Genomic DNA, 13602 nt, shown 5'->3' with positions numbered 1-13602 from the left:
GGTTACTGATGGTCACCCCGGACACCGTCTCCACCGCCCGGAGCCACGGTTTGGCAGACCTGCTGCGTCGTAGCGCGACCCGATTTCCGGACAAGACGGCTCTGGTCACCCCCGACACCGCATTGACCTTTGACAAACTGGACGGATTGGTTGACCACGTGGCTGCTGCGTTAGATGAGCGCGGGCTCCACAAAGGGGGCCGCCTGGCGATCCTGTCCCGGAACAACTGGCAGTTTGTGGTCGCCGCATACGCGGCCGCTCGCTGTGGTGTTCTGCTCGTACCGATCAACTTCATGCTGACTGCGGAAGAAGTCGCCTACATTCTCGAACACAGCCAGGCCGATGGAATCATCGCCGGAGAAGAATTCTGCGGTACCGCGCAGGCTGCCCTCGCGCAGATCGAACGGACAGTACATGCACGCGCCGTCATCGGCGATTCGTCTGGCGTGGCTGGAGATTCATGGGAGAACTTCGACGACTGGTCTCTGACCGCAGGCGCCGCTCCGCAAGTCGCGGTGGCCGACGACGAGCCCATCAGAATCATGTACACCTCCGGAACCGAGTCCCGGCCGAAGGGAGTTCTGCTGAGCAGTCGCTCGCTGGTGCACTCATATCTGAGCGTCATCGTCGGCGGTGAGATGTGCGCTGAGGACATCGACCTTCACACCATGCCGCTCTACCACTGCGCGCAACTCGATTGCTTCCTCGGTCCGGACATCTACCTCGGCGCAACAAGCGTCGTCCTGCCGAAACCCGATCCAGTTGCCATTCTGACCGCCATCGAAAGACACGGAGTCACCAAGTTCTTCGCGCCGCCGACCGTATGGATCTCACTGCTGCGAAGCCCACGGTTCAGCGACTTCGACCTGACCTCATTGCGCAAGGGCTACTACGGGGCGTCCAGTATGCCCATCGAGGTGCTGAACGAAATCCGAACCAGACTACCGGAACTACGGTTGTGGAATCTATACGGTCAGACTGAGATGTCCCCGGTAGCAACAATTCTCGGCCCGGAGGAACAGGAGTCGAAGGCGGGATCGGCCGGATATCCCGCCCTGAACGTCGAAACGGCCGTCGTCGATGAGGCGGGGTCCTCGGTGCCGCCGGGAACCGTGGGGGAGATCGTTCACCGGAGCCCACACCTGACCCTCGGTTATTGGCGCGATGATCTCAAGACTGTGGAAGCATTCCGCGACGGGTGGTTCCACTCGGGAGATCTCGGATTCTTCGATGACGACGGATGCCTGACCGTGGTCGACCGGAAGAAGGACATGATAAAAACCGGTGGCGAGAACGTCGCCAGTCGTGAGGTCGAAGAGGTGATCTACCAACACCCTGGTGTCGCGGAAGTCGCTGTCTTCGGGGTGCCACATCCGAAATGGATTGAGGCTGTGTGCGCTGCGGTGGTCCCACGCCAGGGGGCGACGCTCGACGAGGAGACGGTGGCCGCCCACTGCTCGGGACGTTTGGCGGGGTTTCAGACACCGAAGCATGTGTTCATCGTCGAAACCCTCCCTAAGAATCCCAGCGGAAAGATCCTCAAACGGGAGCTGCGAAATACCTTTTCCGCGCTTCTGAACCACCCGGAGTGACACGTGTTCAGTGGTCACATGATGGATGTCCGACTAGGAGAGCTCGTCGACGAGTGAGACGACGAACTCCTGGGTGCGGCGGCGGGAGGCGGCTCGCCGGCCGGCATCGGTGCCGAGCGGCACCACCCGGACCGCCAGGTCGGTGACCCCGGCGTCGCGGTAGCGGCGCAACCGTGCCCGCACCGCGGCCTCGTCACCGGCGGCCATGGTGTCGCCGACATCGGCCGCGTCGCCGTGCTCGAGCAGTCGGACGTAATTGGGGGAGACGTCGGCGTGGCCGAGCACCTCACTGGCGTATGCCCGGGCGGCGTCCACGTCGCGGTCGGCGCACAGCGCGACCGGCACCCCGGCCACCACGCGAATGCCGTGGCGTCCGGCCCGCTCCGCCGCTGCCGTGATGCGCGGGACGACGTACTCGCCGATCGCCCTCTCGTCGGCCATCCAGAGGATCGTGCCGCCGGTGCGCTCTCCGGCGATCCGCAACATCGTCGGACCGAGCGCGGCGATCAGCACCGGTGGGCCCGTGGCGTCGGTGACGTCGATGGGGCTGCACACCCGGAAGCTGTCGTTGGTGACGGCCACGGCGCCGGGGCCGGCGAATGCCGCGATGAGCACGTCGAGGTAGTCGCGCATCAGCGCGGCCGGTCGGTCGTAGGGCAGGCCGAGCTGATCGGCGATGATCCAGTGGTGCGACGGCCCCAGACCCAGGGTGAACCGGCCGTTGCAGGCGGCCTGGGTGGTCAGCGCCTGCTGCGCCATGATCAGCGGATGGCGGGTCTGGACCGGCACCACCGCGGTGCCGATCTCGATCCGCTTGGTGCGTTGACCGAGCAGCGCGACCGCGGTCAACGCGTCGAGATATCCGGGCACCTGTGGCATCCAGAACGACGCGAACCCGTCGGCTTCGGCGGCCCGCCCGTCGTCCAGCAGACCGGTCAGCCGGTCGGCACGGGACCGCTCCTTGTCCGAACCGACCATCAACCCGATCCGCATGTGAACCTCCTCGGCAACGTGGCATTCGGGAGGTCCCGAAGCGCAGACATATCGCCGGCGCCCGTCAGACCGCCCTCGGTCGCGGCGCGGCGAGCTCACGCAGCGACGCCATGAACAACTCGACCATCCGCGGACTCAAATTCGGTCAGCGTCGCGGCGCCGGCATGACCGGCGGCGCCGAAGACGCGTTCGAGCGCGTCCGCGCTGGTTCCGGAACCCAGCGAAAGGCACAGGCAGGCAATACCGTCCAAGCGTAACCCGGTCAGTGCCCGGTGGACGTCGGCCTCGGCCTTGAGAATCTCGCCCGCGCCGCGGATGGCGGCGCCCAGGCGGGTGTATCCGTCCGGTCGGAGCTGATTCAGCCGGGCCCGGCTGAGCGCGTTGAAACGCTGGTCGAAGGTCTTGATGGCGGGCGGGTGCACGGCATGTCTGCCGCGGGAACGGAAACCGTAGACGGCGACCCGGTCACCGAGTTCTTCGAGGGTCGCTGCCAGCGTGGCGGCGGCCAGACGCTGGTGCTCGTGCACGGCCATCCCGTCCGGATCGGCGTCGGTCGACGACCCCGACGCGTCGAGCAGGATCAGCACGCCAAGGTCGCGGGCGACCTTGCGGCGTTCGTTGTAGATCAGCTCCGGCGTCGAGCCGCCGCTACGCAGATCGACCGCCAGGTCGACCAGGGACTCGACATCGAGTGCGTCGCCGTCGGGCCGGCGGCGCAAGATCTTCGGCCCCAATCCGATCCGGATCAGCCGTTGCCGGAGAACGGGTTCCTGGCGAACAGCCGCTGCCGAGATGTCCGCGCTCGTCGTGAGGGGATGATCGATGACCCGGCACCACTCGGCCCGGTAGCGGCCCTTGAAGACGTCCCATTCCGGGTGCAGCGCTCCGCCGACACCCACCGCGGCGCCCGGGTTCTGTCCGTCGGTGAAGTGGATGCGCGTCGGCAGCGGCCGCGCCCGGGGGCCCGCCGACCGTCCGGTCGTCGAGATGTACGTCTCCGCCATCAAACTGGGCTGACCGCCGGATCGACACTAGGTGGTCGAAGCCGGGGCGACCGAGATCGACTTGACGTCGGTGTAGGCGTCGATGCCCTCGGGTCCGAGCTCGCGGCCGTATCCGCTGCCCTTGACACCGCCGAACGGGGCGAACGGGTCCATGGTGTAGCCCTGGTTGACCCCGAAGGTGCCGGTGCGGATGCGTGCGGCGATCGCCAGCCCGCGTTCGGTGTCGGCGGTGAACACCGAGCCGGCCAACCCGTAGTCGGAGTCGTTGGCGATCGCCACGGCCGCATCCTCGTCGGGGTAGGGGATCACGGTCAGCACCGGGCCGAAGATCTCCTCGCGCGCGATGCGCATGGAGTTGTCCGCATCGGCGAACAGGGTGGGCTGCACGTACCACCCCCTGTCGACACCGGCGGGGAGTCCGGGGCCGCCGGTGACCAGCCGGGCGCCCTCGGCGCAGCCCGCCTCGATGTAGCCGCGAACCCGTTCCTGCTGCCGCCGCGCCACCAAGGGGCCGATCTGGGTCTCCGCGTCGGTGGGATCGCCGATCACCAGGCTTTCCATCTCGGCGGCCAGCGCGTCGGTGAACTCGGCGGCCCGGCCGGCCGGCATCAGGATGCGGGTGAGGGCATTGCAGATCTGTCCGCTGTTGCTCAGGCTGGCCGAACGCACCGCGGTGGCGACGGCCGCCGGATCGGCATCCGACAGCACCACCGCGGCCGACTTGCCGCCCAGTTCGAGGCTCACCCGTTTGAGTCCGGCGGCCGCGGCGGCGGCGACCGCGCGGCCGGCGGCGGTCGAGCCGGTGAACGACACCTTGTCCACCCCGGGGTGGCGTACCAGCCGTTCGCCGACCCCGGCCGGACCCGGCAGCACGTTCACCACCCCGGACGGGATGCCGGAATCGGCGATCAGCTCGGCCAGCAGCAGTGCGTCCAAGGGGGATTCGGGCGCCGGCTTGAGCACGACGGTGCACCCGGCGAGCAGCGCCGGAATCAGCTTGGTGACGATCAGGAACTGCGGCATGTTCCACGGCACGATCGCCGCCACCACCCCCACCGGCTCCCGTCGCACGTGCACATCGGCCCCGTACATCCCGGCCCGGGTCTGCTGCCACGGATGGTTCTCGGCCAGGGTGCAGAAGGCCGACATCATCGTCCACGGCAGCCCGACCTGGGCGCGCTGGGCGAAGCTGATCGGTGCGCCGATCTGCGCGGTGATGAGCTCGGCGAGCTCGGATCGCCGCTCGCCGTAGCGTTCCGCCAGCCCTCGGATCACCGCGACGCGTTCGGCCGGATCCATCCGCGGCCACGGTCCGGTGTCGAACGCCGCCCGCGCCGCGGCGACCGCCCGGTCGACATCATCGGGGCAGGCGGCCGCCACCGCGGCGACGGGTTCCTCGGTGTGCGGTGAGATCACCTCGATGCGCTGTGCGCTGCTCGGCGTTGCCCACTCGCCACCGATGAACAGCTCCTCGGGATGCACCGGTCCGACCCCCTCGAATACTCGATGATCCAGGTGCGGACCACCAATATCAACTACTTGCGGTTACGACCTCAAGCATATACCGTCGGCCCTACCGTGCCCGGCACGGTCGCCGCCGGGAGGGTTTGACAAGACCGGGCAGGACCGGACACGACCGGGCAGGATCAGACAGGAACAGGAAATCCAGGAATGGCTCGTTTTCCCAAACCGCCCGAGGGAAGTTGGACCGAACACCATCCCGAACTGGGCACTGCTCCGGTTTCCTACCGAGACTGCACCGACCCCGAGATCTACCAGAAGGAACGGCACGCGATCTTCAAACGTGCCTGGTTGAATGTCGGCCGGGTGGAACGTCTTCCGCGCAAGGGCAGCTACTTCACCAAGGAAATCAAGGTCGTCAACACCTCGATCATCGTGGTGCGCACGGGATCCGGTGAGATCAAGGCCTTCCACAACATCTGCCGTCACCGCGGGAACAAGCTGGTCTGGAACGACATGCCGCTCGAGGAGACCAGCGGGGTGTGTCGGCAGTTCACCTGCAAGTACCACGCCTGGCGGTATGACCTGGACGGCAACCTGACCTTCGTCCAGCAGGAGGAGGAGTTCTTCGACCTCCACAAGAGCCGGTACGGACTGGTGCCGGTGCACTGCGATGTGTGGGAGGGCTTCATCTTCGTCAACTTCGCCGAGCAACCGGAGCAGTCGCTGCGGGAATTCCTCGGCCCGATGATCACCGGTCTGGAGGGCTATCCGTTCGACCGGATGACCTCACGGTTCACCTACCGCTCAGAGGTGAAGGCCAACTGGAAGCTCTACATGGATGCGTTCCAGGAGTTCTATCACGCACCGGTGCTGCACGCGAACCAGTCACCGACCGCCTACTCGAAGGCCGCGGCCGAAGCCGGTTTCGAGGCGCCGCACTACCGCATCGACGGGCCGCACCGGCTGGTCAGCACCTCCGGTGTGCGCGCCTGGGAGATGTCGGAGGAGATGCGCAAGCCGATCGAGGACATCTGCCGCAGCGGGCTGTTCGGTCCCTGGGACAAACCGGATCTGGGCGAGATGCCCAAGGGGCTCAACCCGGCGCGGTGCGATCCGTGGGGGCTGGACTCGTTCCAGCTGTTCCCCAATTTCGTGATCCTGTTCTGGGGTCAGGGGTGGTATCTGACCTACCACTACTGGCCGACGTCCTACAACACGCACGTCTTCGAGGGCAATCTGTACTTCCCGGCGGCGCGCACCCCGCGCGAGCGGGTGGCCCAGGAACTGGCCGCGGCATCGTTCAAGGAGTACGGCCTGCAGGACGCCAACACACTGGAGGCCACCCAGTCGATGATCGAATCGGGGGTGCTCGACGACTTCGTGCTGTGCGATCAGGAGGTGCTCATCCGCCACCTGCACAAGGAGACCGCCGACTGGATCGACCGGTATGAACGGGAGAGCACAGGGACGGCAGCGGGGGTGGCCGGCCGATGACCGCCAAACTTCCTCCGGAATTCGCCGATCTGGAACGCTTCTCGGACTGGATCCTGCCCACCGAGCCGCAACGGTACGCCAAGCGGCTGGGCAGCTCGATGCAGGAGATGCAGGAGTTCTACGACGCGATCATCGCGCGGGCCGAGGAGGCCCTGGCCTACTGCGACAAGTTCGCCCTCGACGATCTGCCCGAGGACGTGCTCAACCTGATGCATCTGTTGTACTCGATGATCACGGTGTCGTTCCCGGTCGAATGCTGGAAACAACCCCGGATCCCGGACTCCGGCGCCTCCACGCTGGACTGCGTGGCTGAACCGGTGCCGTGACCGCGACGACCGTCCTGCGGGCCGCGCGGTGGGTCGATGTGGCGGCCGGTGAGGTGTGTTCACCCGCCGTGGTGGTCGTGGACGGGGATCGCATCTCGGCGGTGAACCCGGTTGAGTCACCGCGTGATCCGGCGGTCGAGTTGGACCTCGGCGACGTCACGCTGTTGCCCGGGCTGATGGACATGGAGCTCAACCTGCTCATCGGCGGGCCCGGGGGTCCGTCCGGGTTGCCCAGCCCGATGCACGGTGTGCAGGACGATCCGGTGTACCGCACCCTGCGCGCGGCGGTCAACGCCCGCACCACGCTGCGGGCCGGGTTCACCACGGTGCGCAACCTCGGTCTGATGGTCAAGACCGGCGGCTATCTGCTCGACGTCGCGTTGCAGCGCGCGATCGACCAGGGTTGGCACGACGGGCCGCGGATCTATCCGGCCGGACATGCCGTCACCCCGTACGGCGGGCACCTCGACCCCACCGTCTTCCAGCGGCTCGCCCCCGGGATCATGCCGCTGTCGGTGGCGGAGGGCATCGCCAACGGCGTCGACGACGTCCGGGCCTGTGTGCGCTATCAGATCCGGCACGGCGCCAAGCTGATCAAGGTGTCGGCCTCGGGCGGGGTGATGTCGCACAGCACCGCACCGGGAGCTCAGCAGTTCTCCGACGAGGAGCTGTCCGCGATCGCCGACGAGGCCCACCGGGCGGGCGTTCGGGTGGCCGCGCACGCGGTGGGGGACAGTGCGATTCGGGCCTGCATCCGCGCCGGCATCGACTGCGTCGAGCACGGCTTCCTCGCCAGTGACGAGACGCTGCAGATGATGGCCGACACCGGGACGTTCCTGGTGTCGACCACCTACCTCACCGAGGCGATGGCCGTCGACCGCATCGCACCGGAGTTGCGGAAGAAGGCCGAGGAGGTCTTTCCGCGGGCCCGGTCGATGCTGCCCAAGGCGATCGCGGCGGGGGTGCGGATCGCCTGCGGCACGGACGCGCCGGCGATACCGCACGGCGAGAACGCCAGGGAACTCTGCGCGCTGGTCGACCGGGGGATGACCCCGATGCAGGCCATCCGCGCCGCGACCGTCACCAGTGCCGAACTGATCGAGGCCGGTGACGAACTCGGCCGGCTGGCTCCCGGATACCGCGCGGATATCATCGCGGTGCCGGGGGACCCGTCCCGGGATATCGCGGCCACGCTCGACGTCCGGTTCGTGATGAAGGACGGCGCGGTCTACCGGCACGACGGAGTCGACCGACGAGACCGGGGGTGAGAGCAGTGGCCGACGACCTCGCCATGGAGTTCGGTGACAACCTGCTCTGGCACCTCAAACAGGCCTGGTATTTCTCACTCACGGCGGTCAACGACGCGGTGAGCAAGCACGGTGTCAGCACCGCACAGATCGGTGTGCTGCGCCAGCTCAGCAACGAACCGGGACTGTCCGGCGCCGAGTTGGCGCGCCGGCTGCTGATCACCCCGCAGGGCGTGCAGCTGGCACTGAAGTCGCTGGAGCAGCGCGGGCTCATCGAACGCAGGCCCGACCCGCAGCACGCCCGGATCCTGAAGGTGTACCTGACCCGGGAAGGCCGCAGCGTCGCCAAGGCGGTGGTCGGCGATGCGATCGCCGCGCACGAGGCGGTGTTCGGCGTGCTGACCCCCGAGGAGCAGCGCACCCTGCGCGATCTGCTGGCCCGGGTGGTCGAGAAGGGCACCGGGCACACGCTGGCCGACGATCACATCACGGACTGAGTCGCCGGCGGCTGCCGAATCCGATCCGGCGCGGATCCGGACCCTTGTGCCCAATCGCAAGTACTTGATACTGTGGCCCGGATGTCGGAAGAGACCGTCGGATTCGCGCCCTTGCGCATCAAACGGGTGGTGCGGGAGACCCGGGACGCGGTGTCCCTGGTGCTCGATGTGCCGCCCGAGTGCTCCGACCGTTTCCGCTACCGGGCCGGGCAGTTCCTCACCCTGCAGGTCGAGATCGCCGGAGGCCGGCACCGGCGGTGCTACTCGATGTCGTCATCGCCGCACAACGGGTCGGATCTGCAGATCACCGTCAAACGCGATCCGGGCGGCCTGGTGTCGAACTACCTCAACGACACCGCGGCAGCCGGTGTGGAGATCTACGCGTCACCCCCGGACGGTCGCTTCGTGCTCGGCGCGGCCGACCGCGACGTGGTCGCGTTCGCCGGCGGCAGCGGGATCACCCCGGTCTACTCGCTGATCGAATACGCCCTCGCCACCACCGACCGGCGGGTGAAGCTGTTCTACGCCAACCGGAGTCGTGACTCGGTGATCTTCGGCGCCGCGCTCGAAGAGCTCGTCGCCGCGCATCCGCGGCGGTTGTCGATCGTCCACCACTTCGATGACGAGTCCGGGGTGGTCCGACCCGCCGCGGTCGAGGCGTTCGCCGAGGCCGTGGGTGGTGACGGTGCCGACTTCTACATCTGCGGTCCCGGGCCGTTCATGGACACCGTCGAGCAGACGCTCGTGAACCGGGGGGTGCCCCGCGACCGCCTTCACCTCGAACGGTTCGAGCTGACACCCGCGTCCGGCGCCGCGATCCAGGCCGGTGAACAGACCGAAGAGGTGATCATCGAACTGGACCGTAAGACCACCACGGCGCCGTATCGGTCCGGCAACACGCTGCTGCAGACCGCCCGCATCGCCGGGCTGCGGGCCCCGTCGTCGTGTGAAACCGGTTCCTGCGGAACGTGTATGGCCCGTCTGGTCGCCGGTAGTGCCCGGATGCTCAACAATGATGCGCTCGACGGGGACGAAGTGGCCGAGGGGTGGGTGCTCACCTGCCAGGCGCTGCCCACCAGTCGCAGCGTGCACGTGAGATACGAGTAGAAAGTGGCGTCTGATGGAAAGTAGTTCGCCGGCCCGGGTGGCGGTGGTCACCGGCGGCGCCTCCGGCATGGGGGAGGCCACCTGCCATGAGCTCGGCCGGCGCGGCCACCGGGTGGCGGTGCTCGACGCCAACGGTGAAGCGGCGCAACGGGTCGCCGAGGAGTTGCGGGCTGGCGGGGTGACGGCGCTCGCGGTCACCGCGGACGTCAGCGACCGCCGCGCCGTCGAGGATGCGTTCGCCGAGGTGCGGACCGAACTGGGGCCGGTGCACATCCTGGTCACGAGCGCGGGTCTGGTGGACTTCGCCCCGTTCACCGAGATCAGCCGGCAGGCCTGGCAGCGGCTCATCGATGTGAACCTCACCGGCACCTTCCACTGCTGTCAGGTGGCGATCCCCGACATGGTGGCGGCGGGCTGGGGCCGGATCGTGATGATCTCGTCGTCGTCCGCGCAGCGCGGCTCGCCGAAGATGGCCCACTACGCCGCCGCCAAAGGTGCGCTGATCTCCCTGACCAAGTCGCTCGCGCGGGAGTACGGGCCCCTCGGCATCACCGTCAACAACATTCCGCCGTCGGGCATCGAGACGCCCATGCAACATCGATCGCAGGCCGCCGGTCATCTGCCACCCAACGAACAGATGGCCGCGAGCATCCCGGTCGGTCACCTCGGCACCGGGGACGACATCGCCGCCGCCGTCGGATTCCTGTGCTCGGAGGCGGCGGGATTCATCACCGGTCAGGTTCTGGGAGTCAACGGAGGTTCGGTGCTGTGACGTCTCACCACCGGTCTGAGCGAGAGTCTGAGCGAACTGGGAGGTTCACATGAAGAAGTGGCCGAAACCGGCCGAGGGCAGTTGGACCGAGCACTATCCCGAACTCGGGACCGGACCGGTCTCGTTCCGCGACTCGACCTCGCCGGAGTTCTACGAACTCGAACGGGAGGCCGTGTTCAAGCGGGCCTGGCTGCACGTCGGCCGGGTGGAGGAACTGCCGCGCGCCGGTAGCTACCTCACCAAGAACATCGACGTCGCCAAGACCTCGGTGATCGTGGTCAGGGGCAGGGACGAGCAGATCCGCGCCTTCTACAACATCTGCCGGCATCGCGGGAACAAGCTGGTGTGGAACGACTATCCCCACGAGGAGGTCAAGGGCGCCTGCCGGCAGTTCACCTGCAAGTACCACGGCTGGCGTTACGACCTCAAAGGCGATCTGACGTTCGTGCAGCAGGAGTCGGAGTTCTTCGACCTCGACACCGCCCGGTACGGGTTGAAGCCGGTGAACTGCGATGTGTGGAACGGGTTCATCTTCATCAACTTCGACCCGGAGCCGAAGTGGAGCCTGCGGGAGTTCCTCGGCCCGATGATCACCGCGCTCGACGACTACCCGTTCGGGCTGATGACCGAACGCTACGAGTTCGAGGCGCACAACAACAGCAACTGGAAGATCTTCGCCGACGCGTTCCAGGAGTATTACCACGTGCCGTCCCTGCACTCCCAGCAGGTGCCCAGTGCGGTGCGGCAACCCAATGCGACGTTCGAATGCGGACACTTCCAGATCGACGGCCCACACCGGCTGGTGTCCACCGCCGGCACCCGCCGCTGGCTGATGCCGCCCGAGTACATGTATCCGGTCGAACGCGCCACCCGCAGCGGGCTCGTCGGACCGTGGCGCACCCCAAAGACGCATTTCTCGGCAGGGCTGAATCCCGGCGGCATCGAACCGTGGGGGATCACGAACTTCCAGATCTTCCCGAACCTGGAGATCCTCATCTACCACGGCTGGTATCTGCTGTACCAGTACTGGCCGACGTCGTACAACACCCACAGATTCGAGGCGTACACCGCGTTCCACCCGGCACGCACGGTACGCGAACGCATCGAACACGAGGTGGCGTCGGTGGTGCTCAAGGAGTTCGCGCTGCAGGACGCCGGCATGCTGGGCGGCACCCAGGCCGCGCTGGAATACGGTCTGGACGAACCGATCGTCGACGAGTTCCCGCTCAGCGACCAGGAGATCCTGGTCCGCCACCTGCACAAGGTGGTGGTCGACTGGGTCGAGGAATACCAGTCCGAACGCACCGCGGTGGGGGTGTGAGCATGGCCCGGTTACCGAGCGCATTCGCCGAGTACGAACGGTTCGCCGAGAAGTGGTGCCTGGCAACCGAACCGGAGCGGTGGGAGACGAGGCTGAACACCCCGATGGCCCAGCTGCGGGAGTTCTACGACGCGTTCTCGCCCCGGTTCGAGGAGGCGATCGACTATTGCGACAAGTATCCGCTGGACGATCTGCCGGAGGACGTGCTGAACCTGCTGCACATGATCTACTCGATGGTGATGGTGTCCATGGCCGTCGAGATCTTCGGCACGCAGAAGCCCGTCGACTCCGCCGACGCCGAGATGCACCGCGTCAGCGCACCGGTGCCGTGACGAGAAGACGAGAGAGATGAGCCGGCTGACCATCAACAGACTCACCGCATCGGTCGGGGCGGAGGTGACCGGGACGACCGCCGACGAGCTGGCGGCCGACGCGGCCCTCGGCGCCGCCGTGCTGGACGCGCTCGAGGAGCACGGTGTGCTGGTGTTCCGGGGGCTGCGCATCGACCCGCAGACCCAGGTGAAGTTCTGCCGGCATCTCGGTGAGGTGGACCATTCGTCGGACGGACACCACCCCGTCGCCGGGATCTACCCGGTCACCCTCGACAAGTCGAAGAACTCGTCGGCGGCGTACCTGCGCGCCACCTTCGACTGGCACATCGACGGTTGCACCCCGACCGGGGACGAGTATCCGCAGAAGGCCACCGTGCTGTCGGCGGTGCAGGTCGCCGATCGGGGCGGCGAGACCGAGTTCGCCAGCTCCTACGGCGCCTACGAGGCCTTGAGCGAGGAGGAGAAGCGTCACGTCGAGACACTGCGTGTGGTGCACTCGCTGGAGGCGTCGCAGCGCCGGGTCACCCCGGACCCGACCCCCGAGCAGCTGGCGCGCTGGCGGGCCCGGCCCACCCACGAGCACCCGCTGGTGTGGACGCACCGAAACGGCCGCAAGTCGCTGGTGCTCGGCGCGTCGGCGGACTACGTCGTCGGGATGGACCTCGACGAGGGCCGCGCGTTGCTCGCCGACCTGCTCGACCGCGCCACCACCGAGGACCGGGTCTACCGCCACCGGTGGTCCGTCGGCGACACCGTGATCTGGGACAACCGCGGCGTGCTCCACCGCGCCGCCCCCTATCCCGAGGACTCGCCGCGGGAGATGTTGCGCACCACCGTGCTCGGCGACGAGCCGATCCAGTGACCCGCCTTTCCCCGCTGCCGGCCGAGGAGTGGACCGACGAGGTGCGGCGGTCGCTGGCACCGCTGCTGGCCCCGGACCGAGCCAACCCGCGCGACGCGGGCAACGTGCTGGCGACGCTGGTGCGCCACCCCGCGCTGACCCGCGCCTATCTCGAGTTCAACGCCTACCTGCTGCGCGATTCGACGCTCTCGACGCGCACCCGGGAGGTGGCGGTGCTGCGGGTGGTGTTGCTTCGCGACTGCGAATACCTGTGGGAGCACCACATTCCGCTGGCCCAGCGGGCCGGGTTGACACCAGCCGAGATCGTGGGGATCCGCAATGGCCGGATGGCCGACGAACCGGATCAGCTGGTGGTCCGCGCCGCCGACGAACTCGCCCGGGACCACGAGATATCCGAGGGGACCTGGCGGGCCCTCGGCCGGCACTTCGACGACCGCGGGCGCATGGATCTGGTGTTCACCGTCGGCTGTTACGCACTGTTGGCCGTCGCGGTGAACACTTTCGGCGTCGAACCCGAACACGCCTGACACCGCGGAACGACCCCCCTCGTTGACGACGCAGACCAGGTATGGAAATCTAATAACCACTGAG

The 13602-nt window shown here is 67.3% G+C and carries 13 protein-coding genes and 1 pseudogene; 11 read left to right on the top strand and 3 right to left on the bottom strand.

Features of this window, described 5'->3' with window-relative positions; translation table 11 throughout:
• The first annotated feature begins 8 nt into the window (after positions 1 to 8).
• Positions 9 to 1592, top strand: a complete 1584-nt coding sequence (locus tag CKW28_RS15135; protein WP_003927100.1) for a fatty acyl-CoA synthetase — start codon at positions 9 to 11, stop codon at positions 1590 to 1592.
• 33 nt (positions 1593 to 1625) lie between these two features.
• Here the strand turns inward: CKW28_RS15135 and CKW28_RS15130 are convergent, their stop codons facing one another.
• From CKW28_RS15130 to CKW28_RS15120, 3 genes and pseudogenes are all read right to left on the bottom strand, one after another.
• Positions 1626 to 2585: a TIGR03564 family F420-dependent LLM class oxidoreductase gene (locus CKW28_RS15130; protein WP_003927099.1), complete on the bottom strand. Its 960-nt coding sequence runs from the start codon at positions 2583 to 2585 to the stop codon at positions 1626 to 1628.
• Between the two features lie 64 nt (positions 2586 to 2649).
• Positions 2650 to 3559, bottom strand: a pseudogene (locus tag CKW28_RS15125) (VWA domain-containing protein); the annotation flags it as partial.
• Between the two features lie 57 nt (positions 3560 to 3616).
• A complete protein-coding gene (locus tag CKW28_RS15120) occupies positions 3617 to 5071 on the bottom strand; it encodes an aldehyde dehydrogenase (protein ID WP_003927097.1) in 1455 nt (484 codons plus the stop codon).
• A 189-nt stretch (positions 5072 to 5260) separates the two neighbouring features.
• Here CKW28_RS15120 and CKW28_RS15115 point away from each other — a divergent pair, with 189 nt between their 5' ends.
• The 10 genes from CKW28_RS15115 to CKW28_RS15070 all read left to right on the top strand — a co-directional run bounded on the left by CKW28_RS15115 (position 5261) and on the right by CKW28_RS15070 (position 13538).
• Entirely contained in the window at positions 5261 to 6547 is a 1287-nt protein-coding gene (locus CKW28_RS15115; RefSeq protein WP_003927096.1) for an aromatic ring-hydroxylating oxygenase subunit alpha, read from the top strand.
• Positions 6544 to 6873 carry a hypothetical protein gene (locus CKW28_RS15110; protein WP_003927095.1) on the top strand — a complete coding sequence of 110 codons (330 nt, stop codon included), beginning with the start codon at positions 6544 to 6546 and terminating at the stop codon, positions 6871 to 6873. The genes CKW28_RS15115 and CKW28_RS15110 overlap by 4 nt, the downstream gene beginning before the upstream one ends.
• On the top strand, positions 6870 to 8141 hold the full coding sequence (locus tag CKW28_RS15105) for a metal-dependent hydrolase family protein (protein WP_003927094.1): 1272 nt from the start codon (positions 6870 to 6872) through the stop codon (positions 8139 to 8141). Before CKW28_RS15110 ends, CKW28_RS15105 begins: the two co-directional genes overlap by 4 nt.
• A gap of 23 nt (positions 8142 to 8164) precedes the next feature.
• Complete coding sequence (locus CKW28_RS15100; RefSeq protein WP_003927093.1) at positions 8165 to 8617, top strand: MarR family winged helix-turn-helix transcriptional regulator; 453 nt, start codon at positions 8165 to 8167, stop codon at positions 8615 to 8617.
• A gap of 81 nt (positions 8618 to 8698) precedes the next feature.
• A complete protein-coding gene (locus CKW28_RS15095; RefSeq protein ID WP_003927092.1) occupies positions 8699 to 9724 on the top strand; it encodes a ferredoxin--NADP reductase in 1026 nt (341 codons plus the stop codon).
• A gap of 13 nt (positions 9725 to 9737) precedes the next feature.
• Positions 9738 to 10496, top strand: a complete 759-nt coding sequence (locus CKW28_RS15090) for an SDR family NAD(P)-dependent oxidoreductase (RefSeq protein ID WP_040547390.1) — start codon at positions 9738 to 9740, stop codon at positions 10494 to 10496.
• A 49-nt stretch (positions 10497 to 10545) separates the two neighbouring features.
• Complete coding sequence (locus tag CKW28_RS15085; RefSeq protein ID WP_003927090.1) at positions 10546 to 11817, top strand: aromatic ring-hydroxylating oxygenase subunit alpha; 1272 nt, start codon at positions 10546 to 10548, stop codon at positions 11815 to 11817.
• A gap of 2 nt (positions 11818 to 11819) precedes the next feature.
• Positions 11820 to 12149, top strand: a complete 330-nt coding sequence (locus tag CKW28_RS15080; protein ID WP_040547388.1) for a hypothetical protein — start codon at positions 11820 to 11822, stop codon at positions 12147 to 12149.
• Positions 12150 to 12165: 16 nt separating this feature from the next.
• A complete protein-coding gene (locus CKW28_RS15075; RefSeq protein WP_003927088.1) occupies positions 12166 to 13011 on the top strand; it encodes a TauD/TfdA dioxygenase family protein in 846 nt (281 codons plus the stop codon).
• The gene (locus CKW28_RS15070; protein WP_003927087.1) at positions 13008 to 13538 is read left to right on the top strand and encodes a carboxymuconolactone decarboxylase family protein; all 531 of its coding nucleotides are present in this window, start codon (positions 13008 to 13010) and stop codon (positions 13536 to 13538) included. The genes CKW28_RS15075 and CKW28_RS15070 overlap by 4 nt, the downstream gene beginning before the upstream one ends.
• Positions 13539 to 13602: the final 64 nt, after the last annotated feature.

It is taken from the genome of Mycolicibacterium thermoresistibile (genome assembly GCF_900187065.1).
Taxonomy (GTDB): domain Bacteria; phylum Actinomycetota; class Actinomycetes; order Mycobacteriales; family Mycobacteriaceae; genus Mycobacterium; species Mycobacterium thermoresistibile.
This window is presented reverse-complemented; position numbering and strand designations above follow the sequence as displayed.

Excerpts from the sequence above, each read along its gene's own strand:
- CKW28_RS15135 (WP_003927100.1), top strand. The coding sequence starts at position 9 with ATGGTCACCCCGGACACCGTCTCCACCGCCCGGAGCCACGGTTTGGCA.
- CKW28_RS15130 (WP_003927099.1), bottom strand. The coding sequence starts at position 2,585 with ATGCGGATCGGGTTGATGGTCGGTTCGGACAAGGAGCGGTCCCGTGCC.
- CKW28_RS15115 (WP_003927096.1), top strand. The coding sequence starts at position 5,261 with ATGGCTCGTTTTCCCAAACCGCCCGAGGGAAGTTGGACCGAACACCAT.
- CKW28_RS15110 (WP_003927095.1), top strand. The coding sequence starts at position 6,544 with ATGACCGCCAAACTTCCTCCGGAATTCGCCGATCTGGAACGCTTCTCG.
- CKW28_RS15100 (WP_003927093.1), top strand. The coding sequence starts at position 8,165 with ATGGAGTTCGGTGACAACCTGCTCTGGCACCTCAAACAGGCCTGGTAT.
- CKW28_RS15095 (WP_003927092.1), top strand. The coding sequence starts at position 8,699 with ATGTCGGAAGAGACCGTCGGATTCGCGCCCTTGCGCATCAAACGGGTG.
- CKW28_RS15090 (WP_040547390.1), top strand. The coding sequence starts at position 9,738 with ATGGAAAGTAGTTCGCCGGCCCGGGTGGCGGTGGTCACCGGCGGCGCC.
- CKW28_RS15085 (WP_003927090.1), top strand. The coding sequence starts at position 10,546 with ATGAAGAAGTGGCCGAAACCGGCCGAGGGCAGTTGGACCGAGCACTAT.
- CKW28_RS15080 (WP_040547388.1), top strand. The coding sequence starts at position 11,820 with ATGGCCCGGTTACCGAGCGCATTCGCCGAGTACGAACGGTTCGCCGAG.
- CKW28_RS15075 (WP_003927088.1), top strand. The coding sequence starts at position 12,166 with ATGAGCCGGCTGACCATCAACAGACTCACCGCATCGGTCGGGGCGGAG.